Origin of the sequence: Mycobacterium branderi (genome assembly GCF_010728725.1) — a bacterium.
Lineage (GTDB): Bacteria > Actinomycetota > Actinomycetes > Mycobacteriales > Mycobacteriaceae > Mycobacterium > Mycobacterium branderi.
In genome coordinates this window covers 177,166-194,023 of the sequence record NZ_AP022606.1, presented here as the reverse complement: position 1 = coordinate 194,023, position 16,858 = coordinate 177,166, and the positions used below count along the sequence as shown (strand labels likewise).

The following is a 16,858-nucleotide window of genomic DNA, read 5'->3' as shown; positions in this document are numbered from 1 at the left end:
AACGGAAGAGTCGATGACTGCGCGAGGAGCTATTTCTTCCGGTGCGGATCGATGGTGCGCCCCTCGGATTGGGCCCACGCATAGGCATCGTGCTTGGCGATGATCGGCAACCTATCAGCGGTCCGTGACACGCCGGACACCTCGGCAAAGTCGGGGCCGAGTTGCTCGGACATCATCTGCGCGAACAGGGGATCCATGTACATGCGCTCACCCGAGATCAGTTTCAATTCAGGATCAAAGGCCAGCACGACCAGGTACAGGCCACTGACCCGCTTGCCCTCGAGGTCGTTGAAGGACATGACGGCCTCGCGCAGCAGTGTGTTCTCGGCTACCGCATGAATCCGCTTCTCGGCAGCGACATCTCGATGGTCGACCGGCAGGATCCTTCGGTACATCTCACGCACCGCGGCCTCGCCGTCGATGATCCACCCGAGCGAAGAAAGTTCGTAGTGCGGATCGGGCACGACGGTGGCCATCGTGGCATCGATATCTTGTTCCAGCTCGGCTATTTCGTGAGCCAACAGCACATGTTCCATTTCCTTGAGTGTCAAACTCATTGGTATACCTTCCCGGCGTTCACCCGGTCGCGACGGTGATTTCGTAACTCGGCGTGGCGTTGTCGAGCACCAATTCGGCGATCCGCGATCGGTGTTCCTCGGCGGAGCCCAGCAGGGCGGCGTCCGTGAAGGCGCGCTTAAAGTACAGGTGCGCCTGATGTTCCCATGTGAAACCGATGCCGCCGTGCACTTGGATGGTGTCGGCTGCGATGCGGGTGAAGGCGGCCGAGCAGGTCGCTTGCGCGATCGACGATGCAAGTGCGGGGTCGTCCGAGCCGTCCTGCAGTGCCCAAGCGCCGTAGTAGGCCGCGGAGCGGGCGTGCTCCTGATCAACCAGCATGTCAGCGAGTTTGTGTTTGACAGCCTGGAACGAACCGATGGGTCGCCCGAACTGCAAGCGTTCCTTGGCATACGAGACGCTCAGGTCAAGCAGGTGCTGGGCACCGCCGACCTGCTCGGCGGCCAGCAGCACCGCACCGACCTGCAGGGCGTGCTCGCAGATGCGCGGCGCGGCCTCCGGGCCGGCGACGAGTCGGGCGGGGGCGTCGGCGAGCCGGATCGCGGCCTGCGGCCGGGTCATGTCCAACGCGGACAGCGCGGTGCGCTCGACCCCGGGCCCGGTGGCATCGACGACGAACAGTGCGACTCCGCCCGGACCGGTCGCGGCGACGAGCAGGTCGTCTGCGGCGCCGGCGTCGACGACACGCTCAACGGTTCCGGAAATGAACCACGTGTCCCGAGAACCGTTGGCCCGCAACGTCACAGCATCGACTGCCAAGCGTCCGGCCTGTTCTGGGACAGCGAACGCGGCGGTCCGAGTGCCCGCGACGAGCGGACCGAGGGTTTCGGCACGCACCGGTGTTTTCGGCGCGGCAACGAGCGCGGGGATTGATAGCGCGAGGGTGCCGAAGACAGGACCGCAGAACAGTGCTGCGCCCAGTTCCTCGACGGCGATCGCGGCGTCGACGAGGCCGCCCCCTGAGCCGCCGAGCTCCTCCGGTACGCCGAGCCCGAGGACGCCGAGCTCCGACCCGAGTCGCAACCAACTCTTTTGGTCGAACGGGGGAGTGGACTCCATCAGTTGGCGCACGGTGGACTTGTCGGAGTGCTCGGCGCAAAACCCGCGCACCGCCGTGCGCAATTCTTGTTGCTCCGGCGTGAACACGAATTGTGCGCTTGTGATTGAGTTTTGGTCAGCCACGGGGCACCTCACGCCATGGTCCGGAGTCGGCACGCAGATCGCCGGGCAGGCCCAGGATCCGTTCGCCGAGAACGTTTCGCAGCACCTCTGAGGTGCCGCCTTCGATGGTGTTGGCGCGCGAACGTAGGAAGCGCTGCTGCACGGGCCCTTGGTCGTCGTCGGGGCTCACCACGCGCATCGTGTAGTCGTCGTAGAGAAGCCCCTCAGGTCCGAGGAGGTCCATGCAGAACTCGTAAATCCGTTGATTCAATTCGGCGCCGACGAGCTTGTCGACTGACCCCTCCGGGCCGGGGCCGCGCACGGTTGCGGTGGCGCGGGAGCGTTGCGACGTCAGCCGCTGTGCCTCCGAGCGCAGCCAGAGCTGGGTGAGGCGGTCGCGTCGCACCGGGGTGTGGCGATCTGGGCGCTGGGTCCACAGCGCGACGGCGTCGGCGATCGTGCCGTCGCCGCGATGGGTGCCGCTCGCGCCGATCGAGTTGCGCTCATTCATCAGCGTGGTCATTGCGACCTGCCAGCCGGCGCCGATCGCGCCCAGCCGGTGCGCGTCCGGGACCCGGACGCCGTTGAGGTAGACCTCGTTGAACTCGGCTTGGCCGGTCATCTGGCGCAGTGGGCGGGTTTCGACGCCGGGGGAGCGCATGTCGACGACGAAATACGTAAGGCCCTTGTGCTTCGGGGCATTCGGGTCGGTGCGGGCGAGCAGCAGCGCCCAACTGGCGCGGTGGGCCAGCGTGGTCCACACCTTCTGCCCCTTCACTATCCACTCGTCACCGTCACGGATGGCCGATGTGGCCAGCCCCGCCAAGTCGGACCCGGCACCAGGCTCGGAGAACAGCTGGCACCAGATGTCTTCGGTGGTCGCGAGCGGCCGGAGCCACTTACGTTTCAGCTCCTCGGTCTGTGCGTGCTCGCAGATGGTCGGCGCAGCCATCCCGTAGCCGATGAGGTTCAGCTCATGCGCTGCGGGCACGCCGGTCTCATGCAGGATCGCGTCCGCGACGCCCTGAAGTCCTCGGGATACGCCGAGCCCACCGAGCCCCAAGGGGAAATGCACCCAGCACAAGCCGGCGTCGAAGCAAGCAGCGAAGAACTCGGGGAGCGGAACGGAGTGGGGGTTGTACTCCTGTACGACTTTTCGCGCTGCTTGTGCTACTCGCGCAGTTTCGCTTTCAGTGCTCAACTTCAGCTCCAGTGGACCAAGACAGGCTCGTCAAAAGACGGTATCGGCCCGGGCGGTCGAAACCGGCCTTGCAGTAAATAGAACGATCTAATACAGTGACGCTAAGCGATGTCACTCGCCGTGTCAATTTGGACGCGGTACGGCAGGCCATCGGCTGGGTTTCCGCACATCGACACGCAAGGAAGGCGCGAAGTGCTCGCAGCAAAGCAGATTTGCCAAATAGCTTGGGTTGTAGATGATCTCGATGCCGCTGTTCAACACTGGCGGCAGATGGCAGGGATTGGGCCGTTCTACGTGGGCGAGCATGTCGGTGGGATCTTCACCGAAGCGACGCATCGTGGTAGTCCGGTTGCAGTGGACATGAGTTGCGCGATTGCCCAGTCCGGTCCAGTCCAGATTGAACTCATCAAGCAACATGGTGGAGCCCCATCGCCGTACCGCGACGTCTACGCGGAAGGCGAAAGCGGACTCCATCATCTCTGCAGCTTTGTCGACGACGTTGAGGCCGAATGCCGCAACTACCAGCGACACGGCTTCGAGGTGGTGATGACCGGAGTGGTCGCGGGCCAGACGCCGGTCGCCTATGTGGACACCCGGCCAATGACCGGTTGCATGACCGAACTGATGGGGCGGAGCGGTCTGGTGCTCGATATGTTCGCCGCCGCCGCCGCGGCCGCAGCCGACTGGGACGGCACTGATCCCGTCCGCGACCTGACCGCACTGATGTCATGAGGCGGACACACTAATTCAGCATCAGCCCAGGGCTAATGTGACACAGTAACATGTCAGATAGGCTAAGGTGAGCGTATGACAACGAATTGGCCCGCAGGACAAGCAGCTTTCGTCACCGGAGCGGCATCGGGGATCGGGCTCGGGATCGCCCGCGCGCTCGTCGCAGCAGGCGCAAAGGTGGCACTCGCCGATATCGACGCCACTCGATTGGCCATGGTCGAGCAGGAGTTGACCGATGCCGGTGGCTCGGTGATGGCAGTGCCGCTAGACGTCACAGACGCTGAGCAGTGGGCAGCTGCGGCCGATCGGGCCGAGGAGGTCCTCGGCCCGATCTCGATCCTGTGCAACAACGCGGGCGCCAACGGCGGTGGAGAACTCGACAAGACGCCGCTTGAAGTCTGGCGCTGGGTCTACCGGATCAACGTCGAAGGACAGTTCATCGGCCTGCTGACCTTCCTGCCGCGTTTCAAGGGCCGCGGTGGTCGCGCCCACATCGTCAACACCGCTTCGATGGCCGGGATCGTGCCAATGATCCGCGTCGGCGCCTACTCCTCGGCGAAGTTCGCCAGCTTCGGTTTGTCGATGGTGCTGCGTGGCGAATGCGAGGGCACCGATATCGGTGTCTCGGTGCTCTGCCCGGGCACGGTGAGCACCCGAATCAGTGAGACCTCTGGCGCAGGCGAAGCGAAACTGCTTGGCGAAGAAGTGAACACTGCCGTGGTCGAAGGCAACAACGCACTACTGGCGCAGGGGGCCGATCCCAACCGCGTCGGTGAGCAGGTGGTCGAAGCCATGCAGCAAGGGCAGTTCCTGATCATTACTCATGCCGATTGGCTGCCGCTGGTCGAAGCTGTGCACAACGAAATCCAAACCACTTTCGATGAATTCGACAACCGTCACGGCGCCGACATCACCGCGAAGATCCTGGCGCAGGGCATCAGTCCGGTCACAACGTAGGTGTAGCACCGACAACAGGAGTTGCGAATGACCGTCCAGGCAATCATGGAACTGACGATCAAGGAAGGCCGCTACGACGACTTCCGTGACTTCATGGTGAAGATTCTTCCGGACACCCGTCCGTATAAAGGTTGTGTATGCATCGAATTCGTTCGGAACCAGGATAATCCCGCACATCTGCTGGTCATGGAGAAGTGGAATAGCCGCGAGGACTATGAGAACTACTTCAAGTGGCGGATGGAATCCGGGATCATGGAGCGGATCGCTGGCATGATCGAGGGCGAGCCGAAACTGCAATTCTTCGATCCGGCGGGACTGTGAGCTCGCGTCTTCTCGACGAGTGACCATGATCGCTTTCGAGTCGCCTACCGCCGATCCCAGCCTGCTGCGCAGAGCGTTCGGATGCTTCCCCTCAGGGGTCACCGCGGTGTGCGCGATGGTCGATGGCGCTCCGGTGGGTATGGCGGCCAGCTCGTTCACGTCAGTGTCCCTCGACCCTCCACTGGTCTCTGTGTGCTTTCAGGCATCTTCGACCACCTGGCAGAGGCTGCGTGAGCGGCCCCGGTTGGGGATCAGCGTGTTGGCGCAGGGCCAAGACAACATATGCATGAGCCTCGCCCAGAAGACCACTGACCGCTTCGCCGACGTCGCCTGGGATCGCACGCCCGAAGGCGCGGTGTTCGTCCGTGGCGCCACCGCGTGGCTCGAATGCTCCCTGTACAGTGAGGTTCCGGCAGGCGACCACGCCGTCGCGCTGCTTGAAATCCAAGGCCTGCAGGCCTATCCGAAGGCCGCGCCACTCGTCTTCCACGGCAGCCAGTTCCGCCGACTCGCGGGCATCGCGTTCGAAGCGGATGTGGCCGACTTCGCCAATGACGAGTAGCAGTGCTCAGAAGATCGAGTATCCGCCGTCGATGACAATCTCGTCGCCGGTGTGGAATCCGCCGACGCCGCCGGCCAGGTACACCGCGATCCGCGCGAAATCGTCCGGCGCACCCCAACGGCGCTGTGGCATCCGCTTCATGACGTTCTCTGCGAACGCCGGGTTGCCCATTTCCCGAGAGATCAGAGGCGTCTCGGTCCAGCCGACCACGAGTGAGTGCGCGTGGATCCCATACCGCGCCAGCTCGACGGCGCAGCCTCTGATGATCGCCGTCAGTCCGGCCTTGCTCGCCGCATACGCCTGACCGCGGGGGTACCCGTCGATCGCCGAGACACTCGACGTGGCTACCAGAACGCCGCCGCCGCCGCGCTCCACCATGTGCTTCGCCGCAGCGCGCAGCGTTAGGAACGCACCGTCGAGATTTACCCGGGTGACCGCCCGGAAGTCCGCGAGACTTGTGTCGACAAACCGAATGCCGGGGGTGGGCATCCCCGCATTCGCGAAGCAGGAATCGACCTTCCCGAAGTAATCGAGTGTTTCGGCGAAGCTGGCAGTCACGGCGTCCTCGTCGCCCACGTCGCACCGGATCGCCCGAACCCGTGTGCCGTGCGTCGCGAGCTCCTGCGAAGCGGCCTCGTTGCGGTCGGCGTTGGTGCCCCAGATGCAAACGTCAGCGCCGCTTTGGGCGAGTCCGTGCGCCATGCCGAGTCCGATCCCGGAGTTACCCCCAGTGATTAGCGCGACGTGTCCGGTCAGATCGAAGAGTGAGGTCATGGCAAATCTCCGGTTCGTCGCCAGTCAGACGGGGAGTGCGAAACCCCCAGCGGTGGTGGAGCTTTCACGCACACATCAGCGCAGTTTCGAGAATTCCGTGGGTTCGATGAACACGGACGTAGCGCTGGCCGTGACCTGCTCGCCGTTAAACCGCGCGGCAGTCCACTCGGGATCCGCCCAAAAGGCCTCCCAGGATTTTTTGGCGGCCTCCCGGCTGGCATGCGCCACGACGTAGATGAGGGTGTCGGTGGGCTTGCCGTCGTCGTCGGTCTGCACCCAGAAGCCGATGTTGGTCATACCGTGCTTTTCGAACAGCGGCGCGGCGTGATCCCCGATGCGACTCACGAGCGCGTCGATTTTGCCCGGCACTGCCTCGTATGTACGAAGTTCGAAGATGCGGTTATCTGAAGTCATTAGATCAATCTATCATGTCGGGATGCGGCGGCCAACGGGGAACCGGCTGGCGGCGACGGGGCCGCCTTGCTCCGCGGGCCGCGGGTCAGCTCCGTATGAGTTGCAACCGGAAGGGGAGAGCGTCGGATGAGTCACGTTGCGGAGCCCCATGGGCTCAACGGCAGGACTCAACGCTGCTTCGTATTCAGTGGCATCGCGGCTGTGCCGGTGATGTTCGCCGGTCTGGTTCTCGCCCGAGTATTTCCGGCGCACAATGCGACCTGGAGCGCGAATCGCATCGTCGAAATCTATAGCCAGAACGCGGATAGGATTCAGCTCGGCTGCCTGTTGATGATGATCGCTTTTGCTGTCTGGGGGTGGTGGCAGGCTGTCATTTCATTGTGGGTCTGGCGGATGGAGTCCGCCCGATATCCGGTCCTGACGTTTGCCACACTCGTCCTCGTGGCCATCAACACGATGGTCGTGGAGATCATGTCAATTATGTACGCGGTGGCCGCTTTTCGTGCCGGCAAGATCGCCCCTGAGATCACGTTGACTCTCAACGACCTCGCCTGGTTTTTCTACTACTACACCTGGCCGCCGTATATTCTGTGGCTGATCGCCATCGCGATAGCCATCTTTCAAGACAGGCACACTCCGGCACTTTTCCCACGTTGGCTCGCGTGGATCACCTTGGCGCAAGTGGTGACAATCTTGCCCAACAGCCTCCAGACCTTCTCTTTTGGCTTGGTCGGACCGGTTGCATGGGACGGGTTTGTCACGTGCGTAGTGGTGGCAACGTTCCACGGGGTGTGGACAACATTGATGGCGTACTGCGTCCTGAAAGCGATTTCGAGAGACGAACAGGACTTGAAGTCGGGCCGATTGACGGCGAAGATTCCGGCGGGCCTATGAATGCACGGGATTTTCAGGCAACGCGGCAAGCTAGCGGGCGAAGGTCACAAGGCAACAGATTGATCTAGCAGGTAGGCTGGGCACATGTCTTCCACCGCGTCAACCACTGGGAAGCCGTCCGAAACGCGAGTCCGCCTCGTCGAGTCGGCGGCCGAGCTGTTCAGTCGACAGGGTTTCGGGGCGACCGGCATCAAGGCCGTCCTCGCGGCCGCCGCCGCGCCGTACGGGTCGCTCTACCACTTCTTTCCCGGCGGCAAGCAGGAACTCGGTGCCGCCGCTCTCACCTACGGCGGTGAGCGTTACCGGGAGTTGCTCGAGTCGGTGTACCCGCCCGGAGCCGACGTCGTCGAGGCGACGGCGGATTCCTTCGTCCAGGCGGCCGAGCTGCTCGAGGGGACGGACTACGGCTACGCCTGCCCGATCGCGACGATCGCCCTGGAGGTGGCCAACAACGACGAGCTGATGCGAACGGCTGCCGCCGACGCGTTTGAGTCGTGGCTGGACGTTCTTGAGCAGCGCTTCACGGCCGCTGGGATGAGCGTAGACCGTGCGCGCGACGTCGCGGTGGAGATCTTCTGCCTGATCGAAGGCGCTGTCCTGCTGTCGCGCACCACGCGGTCGTCCGTACCGATGCACACCGCCGGGCGGGCGGCAGCAAACGCAGTTGCCGCCGGGCTCGCCGCGGCCGGCAACGGCCACAAGGCTAAGAAAAAGCGCGGCAAGTGATCCAGCCGCTGTCGTAGAACAGAACATCGCGACAGTCGGGTCAGCCCTGACCCACTATGTCGGTGGGCAGCAAGGTGCAGGCGAATCCGCAGCCTTGAGGTAGATAGATTGATCTAGTAGGCTACATGTTGCTGCTCTGCCAACGAAGCAGTGCATGGAGCGCGCTGCGCCGAGAGCTGACTGCCCGCTAAGAGTTGCTCGTCGCCGCCGCATCGAGTGGAATCGGAATGGGAGAGGTTTCAAGCAATGATCAAGATCGAGAGGGTGGCGCACGTCGTCATAAAGGTCCGCAGCTTGGAGAAGTCACTTGATTTCTACACCCGGGTCCTTGGACTCAAGGTGATGGGCAGAATCCCTCCGGCAGTCGCCTTCCTTTCGACCGGACGCGACCACCACGAACTGGGTATCGCCGAACTCGGTGCCGAGGCCCCCGACAGTCAGTTCTACCGCGTCGGCATGGAGCATTTCGCGTTCAAGCTCAGCAGTGAAGAGGACCTGCGCGAGGCGTACCAAACCCTCCTGGATGAAGGCGTCGAGATTGCTTACACCGTCAACCACGGCGTGACGAAGAGCGTCTATTTCTTCGATCCGGACGGCAATGAGTTGGAGGTCTATGCCGACAACTCCCCGGAGGAGGTTGCAAGCTTCGAGAACCCGTATGGGGGCATGGAAAAGCTGGACTTCGCTACCGACCAGCCGTCGCTGCTGGACTCGATCGTCAAGGCTCAGCAAGAAATGGCTCCCGCAGGGGCGCCCGCGGCTGAATAGCCTTGCAGCACTGCGTAAAGCTGGCTCGACGCAACTCGTCGAGCCAGCTTTACGCATATGCCGGCCGTTAGCCCTGGGCCACGACGTGAGTGGGCAGCAACGTGATGGCGACTCGCCCGTCGCGAGGCGCGGGAAACGTCGCGGGGTCTTGGCCGTAGTGCCGAAAAACCCGCTCGAAAAGCTTTAGCTCGGGGTCCTCGTCGACCTGCACCGTTCCGCGGATCTCAAGCGTCCGGAACGGATTGTTCGGATCAATGATGAACAACGTCGCCCGTGGGTGCGCGACGACGTTCTTGTACTTCTGCCGCGCGGTCACCAGGGACGCCTTGACCGTATCGCCGTCGGCCACGAACCAGATCGCGGTCACCTGGGGAGTCCCATCGCTGCCGACGGTAGACAGCGAAGCGACAAGCGGCGCCTCGAAAAGGTCACGATGGGATTCGGGGATAGTCGTCATGCTTCCTTCCTGATCTGACATGATGGATTTCCTAAAGTATTGACGAGGCGGCAGAGGAGCGTTTACCCTGGAGTCGCTAGAGCAATCTATCTAGTCAGTTGGTCAGCGCGCCAGTGTAAACGAAGTTGTGCCCGCGAGGCGCATATGAAGCCGGTGGCTAGAGGCAGAGGAGGCCAGGGATGGGGCTACCAAATTTACAGTTAGAGAGGTTGCAATGAAGCTCCTTGCACACGACGTTGACGCTCACGAGATGATCCCGAGCCACTTGCTCGAGGACGTCCTGGGCCAGCCCGGCCGAATCATGGGCAAAGTTTTCGAATCCGCGGACAAACTCCGTCCGGACCCCACCGCGACCAACATGCACCAGACGGACATTGCGGGTGACCTGAAAGACATTGACCCCGAGGACATCTGGAAGATCAAGGGGCCATCAGCACCGAGTGCGATCGACCTCAGCCGCCGCGTCGAGGTTCTGGACGTGATGGGCATCGATCGTCAGCTGGTCTTCCCGACCACGGCCATCGCCGCGATGATCGTCGGCGGCATGAACGACATCGCCTACGAAATGCGCTTCGGCGGTGACATGTCGGTATTCGAGGGCACGTCACGACCGGAGTTCGCCAAGGACTTCTTGCGCGCATACAACGAGTGGGTCAAGGACAACGCAGTCCTGGCCGACGGCAGGATTCGGGTCGTCGGGATTGTCCCCACGCGGCAGGATGTGAACGAAATGATCGAAACCGCAAAAGACTTGGTCGATGCGGGTGTTCGCGCGGTGTACCTGCAGGCCGACGTTCCGCCCGGCGGGGTCTCGCCGGCGCATTCGATGCTGGACCCGCTGTGGCGTCTGTTCGAGGAAAACGACATCGCGGTGACGCTGCACATCGGCACCGAGTTCGCCTTCCTGGACCCGGGCTGGATGATCGCCGAGACATTCCAGGATCTGTTCCAGTCACCGGAGATCCCGAATACCAACATCCAGCTGTTTTCGACGGTGCACATGGCGGTTGACAACTATGTGTCCGCGATGGTGCTCGGCGGGGTGTTCGAACGATTCCCGCGGCTGCGGCTCGGTTTGATGGAGGTCGGGGCGCACTGGGTCGGATGTGCCGCGCGGCGCATGGATATGTACATCAAGGTGTTCCCCGGCTCGGCGGCGGCGAAATTCCCGTTGAAGCCCTCGGAGTACTTCGCCCGAAACATCCGGGTGTCGCCGTTCAACTTCGAGCCCGTCGACCGGTATTTCCAGGACGATCCCGACTTGGCCGACGTGTTCTGTTACTCGACCGACTACCCACACGTCGAAGGTACGAAGGACTCGATGAAGAACATGCTCGCCAAGGTCGAGCCCCTCGGCGAGGAGATCACCACCAAGTTCTTCCGAACGAATGCCGAGTGGCTCTTGCCGTGAGAGAGGTTGACCAGGGCCCTATTTCACGCCTCGGTCCGCTGGGAATCTGGTCGTTCCAGCTCGATGTGCAGCCGATGGCCCGCGCCCAGCAGGCAGTGGCCGAGCTTGATGATCTCGGCTTCGCGGCGCTGTGGGTCCCCGAGGCGATCGCTCGTGAGCCGTTCGCCAGTGCAGCGCTCCTGCTGTCCGCCGCACCGCGTATCAGGGTGGCGACAGGTGTCGCCAGCCTGCATGCGCGCACCGCAATGACGATGAATGCAGGCTGGCGCACGCTGAACGAGGCATTTCCGGACCGGTTCCTGCTGGGCATCGGGGTGAGTCATCAGACGATGGTCGACGGGGCTCATCAAGGCCAGTACGGCACCAAGCCGTACAGCACGATGGTCGACTACCTCGACACGATGGATAACAGCGAATTCTGGGGCGCTGCAGCGCCGGTGGCGCCGCAGCGGGTACTGGCGGCACTCGGACCTCGGATGCTGCGGCTGGCGGCCGAGCGCGGTATAGGTGCCCATACGTATTTCGTTCCCGTCGAGCACACCGCGGTCGCCCGCGACGCGCTCGGTCCTGACGCACTGCTCGCCCCTGCGCAGACCGTCGTGTTCGAGACTGACCCGGCTGCGGCGCGTCAGATCGCCCGACAATTCATGTCGCGGTATCTCGCATTGCCCAACTACACCAACAACCTTCGGCGGTTGGGGTGGGGCGACGACGATCTGAGCGACGGGGGCAGCGACCGGCTTGTCGACGCGATCGTCGCCTGGGGTTCGCTTGAACAGATCGCGGATCGGGTGCGGGCGCACCTCGATGCCGGCGCCGACCACGTGTGCGTGCAAGTGCAGACCGGGAACGCCCAGTATCTGCCGCTTGCCGAGTGGCGCGAACTCGCGTCGATCATCCCCTCGCTGCGCGCCAGGCCCGCCGTCTAACCCGTCCAAGCACGAAACAGAGAGAAACCATGCCGCAGACCGCTGCCACCCGTTACCTCACCGCGCTCGCCGAACTCGGCATCGACTCGTTCTTCGTCAATGCGGGAACAGACTTCGCGCCGATCGTCGAGGCCTACGCCGACAACAAAGAGGCCGGCGGACCGACATTGCCGACGCCCGTGCTCTGTGCGCATGAGAACCTCGCGGGCGGCATGGCCCACGGCGCGGCCCTCGTGTCAGGGCGGCCGCAGGCGCTGATGCTCCACGTCAACGTCGGCACCGGGAACGCCGTTTGCTCCGTTGCCAACGCTGCCCGCGACCGCATCCCGCTGCTCGTCACCGCCGGTCGCTCGCCCATCCTCGAGTCCGGGGCTGTCGGTGCCCGTGATCTGCCGATCCATTGGTCCCAGGAGATGTTCGACCAAGCGAGCATGGTGCGCGAATTCGTCAAGTGGGACTACGAATTACGCGATCCGCGGCACGTCGAGGCCGTCGTCGACCGTGCCCTCAGCGTCGCTGCCGCCCACCCCCGCGGCCCCGTCTACCTCTCCCTGCCCCGCGAGGTTCTCGCCGAGGCGGTGGACGACCCGCTGCCGCACCACTCGCCGACTCCGGTACAAACCGCTCTGTTCCCCGACCCCGACGCCGTCGAGGTGCTCGCCGACAAGCTTGCCGCCGCGAAGTTCCCCGTCATCGTCGCTACAGCCGCCGGCGCGGAGATCGAGTCCGTACCGCTGCTTGATGAGGTGTGCACCCGGTTCGGCATCGGCGTCGCCGACCCGTGGCACCGCTATCTGAATATCGCCTCCAACCATCCGCACCGGGTCGGAGTCACTGTCGCGGGTGTTTTCGAGAAGGCCGACGTCGTCGTGTTTTTGGAGTGCGACGTGCCGTGGATCCAGGCGCGGGAAACACCGCCGGCGGACACCTTCATCGCCCAGGTGGGCGTCGATCCGCTGTTCTCCACCTATCCGATGCGCTCGCACCGCTCCGACCTCAACATCACCGCCACTCCGGCCGCGTTCCTGACCCGGCTGATCGCGGCCCTCGAGGACCGGGCCGACCGCATCGATACGGCCCGGGCCGAGAGCATCCGTGCCGTCGCCTCGGCGCGAGCCAACGGCATCGAAGAGCAGCGGCGACAAGAGAATTCGCGCGATGCTGACGCACCGATCACCACCGCGGCCATCTCGGCCGTCCTCGGAGAACTGCTCGACGAGGACGACATCGTGTTCAACGAGTACGTGTCGATTCCCTGCCTACTGAATCGGACGAAGCCCGGCACGTACTACTTCCTGCCCGCTTCGGGCGGACTCGGCTGGGGCCTGCCCGCGGCGCTCGGCGCCCAATACGCGGCGCCGGACCGCACCGTGGTCGCCACCCTCGGTGACGGCGCGTACATGTTCGCCAACCCGGCGGCGTGCCATCACGCTGCCGCCAAGCACAACCTGCCGGTGCTGACGATCGTGGCCAACAACAGCAACTGGACGGCAGTCGACATGGCGACAGAGCTCGTCTATCCGGACGGCACCGCGGTCAGCTCGCGTGAGGACCGCTTCTCCAACTTGTCACCGTCGCCAGACCTCGCGGCCTACTGCATCGCGTCGGGCGGCCACGGCGCGACGGTCCACCACCGCGGCGAGCTCGTCAGCGCCCTCAAAGAGGCCCTGCGCGTCGTGCGCGACGAGAGACGTCAAGCCCTCGTCGACATCCGCTGCGTGTGACGCCGCGGCCCACATGCCAGTCGCACGCCCAGCCAGCGTCGCCTGGGCCTGCGACTTTCGATCGTCCACCGTCGATGGAGATTTGATGCGATACAACCACGCTGCGCTGTTCGCCGGCGTTGCTGCGGCGCTACCCGAGCGCGACTGCATCGTGTTCCGGAAACGGCGGCTGACGTATCGCGACGTGGCGACGCGAGTCAATCGTCTGGCGAACACCCTGCTCTCGCACGGGATCACGATCCACCGGCCACGCGCCGGGTTGCAGTCGTGGGAGTCGGGCCAGGACCACGTCGCGCTCTACCTGCACAACGGCAATGAGTACCTGGAGGGAATGCTGGGCGCTGCGGCCGCCCGCGCGGCGTCGTTCAACGTGAACTATCGATACGTCGAAGCCGAGCTGGCCTATCTCCTCAACGACGCTTCCGCCCGCGCGATCATCTACCACGCGCGATTCGCACCGACACTCGCCGCGGTCCTCCCGTCCTTGCGCGAGCAGCCGGCGCTACTGCTCCAGGTGGCCGACGAATCCGGCAATGCGTTGCTGCCTGGCGCACTCGACTACGAGCATGTCCTGGCGGCCGCCAGCGCCGACGCTCCGCCGACCGAGCCGGATCCCGATGATCTCTACCTGCTCTATACGGGCGGCACGACCGGGATGCCGAAAGGTGTGATGTGGACCCAGGCGGAGATCCTCGAAAGCGGCGTGGGCGCATTCTTTCCGGCGGGGATGTTCGAGGTGTCGTCCCTGGCCGAGGGAGTTGGCCTCGTGGCTGCCAGCGCGGGCTCGGTCGTGTTGCCACTGCCTCCGCTCATGCACGGCGCAGCCCAGTGGATGGCCCTGGCCGGCGTCCTTGGCGGGGGAACCATTGTTTTCCCGGACGTCGTGGACCGGTTCGACCCCGCGTCGGTATGGAAGCTGATCGACCGGGAGGGCGTGCAGCTCATGAACCTCGTGGGGAACGCGTTCGCGACCCCGTTGTGCGACGAGTTCGAGCGCGGCGGTTACCACGGACGCTCCCTGCAGCTGGTCGGTGTTGGTGGTGCGGTTACCAGTGCATCGGTCAAGGACCGCATTTTGCGGCTCCTGCCACAGGTCGTCATCGCCGACGTCGCGGGCTCCTCGGAGACCGGCTCTCAGTTGTCGCACCTGAGCACAAGCGGCTCACCGGCGACCTCGGGTGCTTTCACGCCGGCAACGGGCACGTGCGTGGTGGATGAGGACCGTCGACGAATTCTCGAGCCGGGCGATCCCGCGACCGGCTGGCTGGCTCGCCACGGTGCCATTCCGATCGGATACCTCGGCGACCGCGACAAGACCGAGCGCACCTTCCCCACGGTCGAGGGCCGCCGCATGGCGCTGCCCGGTGACCGCGCGCGACAACGGGCCGACGGCAGCATCGAACTCCTCGGTCGCGACTCGGTGACCATCAACTCGGGCGGCGAAAAGATCTTCGCCGAGGAGGTCGAGGACGCGCTGATCGCCCACCCTGGGGTCCGCGACGTCATCGTCGTCGGACGGCCGAACGAGCGGTGGGGCAACGAGATCGTCGCAGTCGTACAGCTGCTTGAAGGACATAACCCCACCGACGAGGAACTGCTGGCTGACGCCGAGCAGCGACTCGCCCGGTACAAGCTGCCGAAGGCCATCGTCCGCGTCGAAGCGGTGGTCCGTGGCCCGGCAGGCAAGGCCGACTATCGGTGGGCCAAAGAGATTGCAGTGCATGGTTCGCCTGCGCAGAAGGAGCTGAGCAAATGACTATGACCGCCGAACCGATCGTCGACGTCGCGCCCGAGGAACTGCAACGCCTGCTCGATGCCCAGCGGGCCGCCCAGGCCCTCGACCCGATCCCCGACGCCGCGACGCGGCGCGATCGCATCGACCGCTTTGTCGCCGCCGTCCTGGAGCACGGCCACCAACTCGCCGAAGCGCTCGACGCGGACTTCGGCGGGCGTCCTCCGACCATCTCGATGGAGCTTGACGTCCTCGGCGGACTGGAGACGATTGCCAACACCCGAGAGAACCTCGAGGTGTGGATGGCCCCTACCCCGGTGCCCCCGGCGATGGGCGGTGCTATCCCGACTTTCGTCCAGAAGCGCCCCAAGGGTGTGGTCGGAGTGATCGGACCGTGGAATTTTCCGGTCGTGCTTGTGTTCGTGCCGGCAGTTGAAGCACTCGCCGCCGGCAATCGGGTCATGATCAAGTTCTCCGACATGACGCCGCGCACTGGAGCGGTGTTCGCCCGTGCGGTGGCCTCCCGGATGAGCCCCGACGAGGTCGTCGTCGTCAACGGCGGATTGCAGACCGCCACCGCGTTCTCCGACTTGCGGTTCGACCACCTGTTCTTCACCGGCTCACCGAAGGTGGGACGCCTCATTGCCGCTGCCGCCGGAAAGAACCTCGTGCCCGTGACGCTCGAGCTCGGCGGTAAGAACCCCGCGATCGTCGCCCCCGACGCCGACATCGCCGAGGCTGCGACACGACTCGCCGCCGCGCGGCTCGTCAACAACGGCCAGGTGTGCCTCTGCCCGGACTACGCCTTTATCCCCAAGGCGGGCAAGCAGGCTTTCGTCGAGGCCTACCGGAAGGCGGTGCTGACGCACTTTCCGACCTTCGTCGACAACCCCGACGTAGTGTCGATCGTCAACGACGCGAATTACGCGCGGATCACCCGACTCGTCGAGGACGCCAAATCCAAAGGCGCCGTGGAGGTCGTGATCGTGCCGGAGGAGGAGAAGGACCGGCTGCCCGACGCGACATCCCGCCGCATCCCGCCGACGCTGCTACTCGACACCCCGGCCGACGCCGAGCTCAATACCGAGGAAATCTTCGGTCCAGTGCTGGTGTTGCACACTTACTCTGACGTCGACGAGGCTATTGCCTACGTCGCGGCCGGCGAACACCCACTGTCGTCTTACTGGTACGGCGCCGACACCGACGATTTCCAGCGGTTCCTCCTGAACACCACGTCGGGTGCCGTCTCGCGTAACGACTTCGCGTTGGCGTATATCAACCACGCCGCACCGTTCGGCGGCATCGGGATGAGCGGTTCGGGTGCGTACCACGGCAAGGCCGGGTTCGACACGTTCTCACACCGACGTCCTGTAGCTCATAGCGACCTACCGACGGGCTTGGTTGGCGCCTTTGTTCCGCCTCTTACGCCCGAGCGCATCGAGACCGTTGCCTCCACTGCCGCCGCCGTCGCAGCCGACATCGTCTCCCGGCTGCGTCGTCCTGACGGGCTGGGCTGACC

18 protein-coding genes are annotated in these 16,858 nt (G+C 64.2%); 12 read left to right on the top strand and 6 right to left on the bottom strand.

Features of this window, described 5'->3' with window-relative positions; all coding sequences use genetic code 11:
* Positions 1-29: 29 nt before the first annotated feature.
* From G6N47_RS01190 to G6N47_RS01180, 3 genes are read right to left on the bottom strand one after another with little or no spacing between them, the layout of a single operon-like run.
* Positions 30-536, bottom strand: coding sequence for a hypothetical protein (locus tag G6N47_RS01190; protein WP_232080091.1), 507 nt, complete (start codon positions 534-536; stop codon positions 30-32).
* Positions 537-576: 40 nt separating this feature from the next.
* Positions 577-1,758, bottom strand: a complete 1,182-nt coding sequence (locus tag G6N47_RS01185) for an acyl-CoA dehydrogenase family protein (RefSeq protein WP_083129835.1) — start codon at positions 1,756-1,758, stop codon at positions 577-579.
* Positions 1,751-2,938, bottom strand: a complete 1,188-nt coding sequence (locus G6N47_RS01180; RefSeq protein WP_083129834.1) for an acyl-CoA dehydrogenase family protein — start codon at positions 2,936-2,938, stop codon at positions 1,751-1,753. The genes G6N47_RS01185 and G6N47_RS01180 overlap by 8 nt, the downstream gene beginning before the upstream one ends.
* 192 nt (positions 2,939-3,130) lie before the next feature.
* Between G6N47_RS01180 and G6N47_RS01175 the strand changes: the two genes are divergently transcribed.
* The 4 genes from G6N47_RS01175 to G6N47_RS01160 all read left to right on the top strand — a co-directional run bounded on the left by G6N47_RS01175 (position 3,131) and on the right by G6N47_RS01160 (position 5,510).
* Entirely contained in the window at positions 3,131-3,670 is a 540-nt protein-coding gene (locus G6N47_RS01175; RefSeq protein WP_163659512.1) for a VOC family protein, read from the top strand.
* A gap of 75 nt (positions 3,671-3,745) precedes the next feature.
* A complete protein-coding gene (locus tag G6N47_RS01170) occupies positions 3,746-4,627 on the top strand; it encodes an SDR family NAD(P)-dependent oxidoreductase (protein WP_083129832.1) in 882 nt (293 codons plus the stop codon).
* 27 nt (positions 4,628-4,654) lie between these two features.
* Positions 4,655-4,948, top strand: coding sequence for a putative quinol monooxygenase (locus G6N47_RS01165; RefSeq protein WP_083129831.1), 294 nt, complete (start codon positions 4,655-4,657; stop codon positions 4,946-4,948).
* Between the two features lie 25 nt (positions 4,949-4,973).
* Complete coding sequence (locus G6N47_RS01160; RefSeq protein ID WP_083130457.1) at positions 4,974-5,510, top strand: flavin reductase family protein; 537 nt, start codon at positions 4,974-4,976, stop codon at positions 5,508-5,510.
* Between the two features lie 6 nt (positions 5,511-5,516).
* Here G6N47_RS01160 and G6N47_RS01155 read toward each other — a convergent pair whose 3' ends face one another.
* Positions 5,517-6,284, bottom strand: a complete 768-nt coding sequence (locus G6N47_RS01155; protein ID WP_083129830.1) for an SDR family NAD(P)-dependent oxidoreductase — start codon at positions 6,282-6,284, stop codon at positions 5,517-5,519.
* Between the two features lie 75 nt (positions 6,285-6,359).
* Positions 6,360-6,698 (bottom strand): NIPSNAP family protein, encoded by a 339-nt coding sequence (locus G6N47_RS01150; RefSeq protein ID WP_083129829.1) that lies wholly within the window; start codon positions 6,696-6,698, stop codon positions 6,360-6,362.
* 126 nt (positions 6,699-6,824) lie between these two features.
* Here G6N47_RS01150 and G6N47_RS01145 point away from each other — a divergent pair, with 126 nt between their 5' ends.
* The 3 genes from G6N47_RS01145 to G6N47_RS01135 all read left to right on the top strand — a co-directional run bounded on the left by G6N47_RS01145 (position 6,825) and on the right by G6N47_RS01135 (position 9,086).
* Positions 6,825-7,592 (top strand): hypothetical protein, encoded by a 768-nt coding sequence (locus G6N47_RS01145; RefSeq protein WP_139799299.1) that lies wholly within the window; start codon positions 6,825-6,827, stop codon positions 7,590-7,592.
* 84 nt (positions 7,593-7,676) lie between these two features.
* Positions 7,677-8,318, top strand: coding sequence for a TetR/AcrR family transcriptional regulator (locus G6N47_RS01140; RefSeq protein ID WP_083129827.1), 642 nt, complete (start codon positions 7,677-7,679; stop codon positions 8,316-8,318).
* A 246-nt stretch (positions 8,319-8,564) separates the two neighbouring features.
* Positions 8,565-9,086, top strand: a complete 522-nt coding sequence (locus tag G6N47_RS01135; RefSeq protein ID WP_083129826.1) for a VOC family protein — start codon at positions 8,565-8,567, stop codon at positions 9,084-9,086.
* A gap of 67 nt (positions 9,087-9,153) precedes the next feature.
* Here the strand turns inward: G6N47_RS01135 and G6N47_RS01130 are convergent, their stop codons facing one another.
* Positions 9,154-9,543 carry a PPOX class F420-dependent oxidoreductase gene (locus tag G6N47_RS01130; RefSeq protein WP_083130456.1) on the bottom strand — a complete coding sequence of 130 codons (390 nt, stop codon included), beginning with the start codon at positions 9,541-9,543 and terminating at the stop codon, positions 9,154-9,156.
* Between the two features lie 214 nt (positions 9,544-9,757).
* Between G6N47_RS01130 and G6N47_RS01125 the strand changes: the two genes are divergently transcribed.
* The 5 genes from G6N47_RS01125 to G6N47_RS01105 all read left to right on the top strand — a co-directional run bounded on the left by G6N47_RS01125 (position 9,758) and on the right by G6N47_RS01105 (position 16,856).
* Entirely contained in the window at positions 9,758-10,954 is a 1,197-nt protein-coding gene (locus tag G6N47_RS01125; protein WP_083129825.1) for an amidohydrolase family protein, read from the top strand.
* The gene (locus tag G6N47_RS01120; protein ID WP_232080090.1) at positions 10,951-11,883 is read left to right on the top strand and encodes a TIGR03620 family F420-dependent LLM class oxidoreductase; all 933 of its coding nucleotides are present in this window, start codon (positions 10,951-10,953) and stop codon (positions 11,881-11,883) included. Before G6N47_RS01125 ends, G6N47_RS01120 begins: the two co-directional genes overlap by 4 nt.
* A 29-nt stretch (positions 11,884-11,912) precedes the next feature.
* The gene (locus tag G6N47_RS01115) at positions 11,913-13,607 is read left to right on the top strand and encodes a thiamine pyrophosphate-requiring protein (RefSeq protein WP_083129823.1); all 1,695 of its coding nucleotides are present in this window, start codon (positions 11,913-11,915) and stop codon (positions 13,605-13,607) included.
* A gap of 85 nt (positions 13,608-13,692) precedes the next feature.
* On the top strand, positions 13,693-15,363 hold the full coding sequence (locus G6N47_RS01110) for an acyl-CoA synthetase (RefSeq protein ID WP_083129822.1): 1,671 nt from the start codon (positions 13,693-13,695) through the stop codon (positions 15,361-15,363).
* The gene (locus tag G6N47_RS01105) at positions 15,360-16,856 is read left to right on the top strand and encodes an aldehyde dehydrogenase family protein (protein ID WP_083129821.1); all 1,497 of its coding nucleotides are present in this window, start codon (positions 15,360-15,362) and stop codon (positions 16,854-16,856) included. Before G6N47_RS01110 ends, G6N47_RS01105 begins: the two co-directional genes overlap by 4 nt.
* Positions 16,857-16,858 lie beyond the last annotated feature (2 nt).

What these genes read in the sequence shown, in the direction of transcription:
- G6N47_RS01125 (WP_083129825.1), top strand. Translation starts at nt 9,758, where the DNA reads ATGAAGCTCCTTGCACACGACGTTGACGCTCACGAGATGATCCCGAGC.
- G6N47_RS01190 (WP_232080091.1), bottom strand. Translation starts at nt 536, where the DNA reads ATGGAACATGTGCTGTTGGCTCACGAAATAGCCGAGCTGGAACAAGAT.
- G6N47_RS01145 (WP_139799299.1), top strand. Translation starts at nt 6,825, where the DNA reads ATGAGTCACGTTGCGGAGCCCCATGGGCTCAACGGCAGGACTCAACGC.
- G6N47_RS01115 (WP_083129823.1), top strand. Translation starts at nt 11,913, where the DNA reads ATGCCGCAGACCGCTGCCACCCGTTACCTCACCGCGCTCGCCGAACTC.
- G6N47_RS01135 (WP_083129826.1), top strand. Translation starts at nt 8,565, where the DNA reads ATGATCAAGATCGAGAGGGTGGCGCACGTCGTCATAAAGGTCCGCAGC.
- G6N47_RS01150 (WP_083129829.1), bottom strand. Translation starts at nt 6,698, where the DNA reads ATGACTTCAGATAACCGCATCTTCGAACTTCGTACATACGAGGCAGTG.
- G6N47_RS01170 (WP_083129832.1), top strand. Translation starts at nt 3,746, where the DNA reads ATGACAACGAATTGGCCCGCAGGACAAGCAGCTTTCGTCACCGGAGCG.
- G6N47_RS01160 (WP_083130457.1), top strand. Translation starts at nt 4,974, where the DNA reads ATGATCGCTTTCGAGTCGCCTACCGCCGATCCCAGCCTGCTGCGCAGA.
- G6N47_RS01110 (WP_083129822.1), top strand. Translation starts at nt 13,693, where the DNA reads ATGCGATACAACCACGCTGCGCTGTTCGCCGGCGTTGCTGCGGCGCTA.
- G6N47_RS01155 (WP_083129830.1), bottom strand. Translation starts at nt 6,284, where the DNA reads ATGACCTCACTCTTCGATCTGACCGGACACGTCGCGCTAATCACTGGG.
- G6N47_RS01105 (WP_083129821.1), top strand. Translation starts at nt 15,360, where the DNA reads ATGACTATGACCGCCGAACCGATCGTCGACGTCGCGCCCGAGGAACTG.
- G6N47_RS01165 (WP_083129831.1), top strand. Translation starts at nt 4,655, where the DNA reads ATGACCGTCCAGGCAATCATGGAACTGACGATCAAGGAAGGCCGCTAC.
- G6N47_RS01130 (WP_083130456.1), bottom strand. Translation starts at nt 9,543, where the DNA reads ATGACGACTATCCCCGAATCCCATCGTGACCTTTTCGAGGCGCCGCTT.
- G6N47_RS01140 (WP_083129827.1), top strand. Translation starts at nt 7,677, where the DNA reads ATGTCTTCCACCGCGTCAACCACTGGGAAGCCGTCCGAAACGCGAGTC.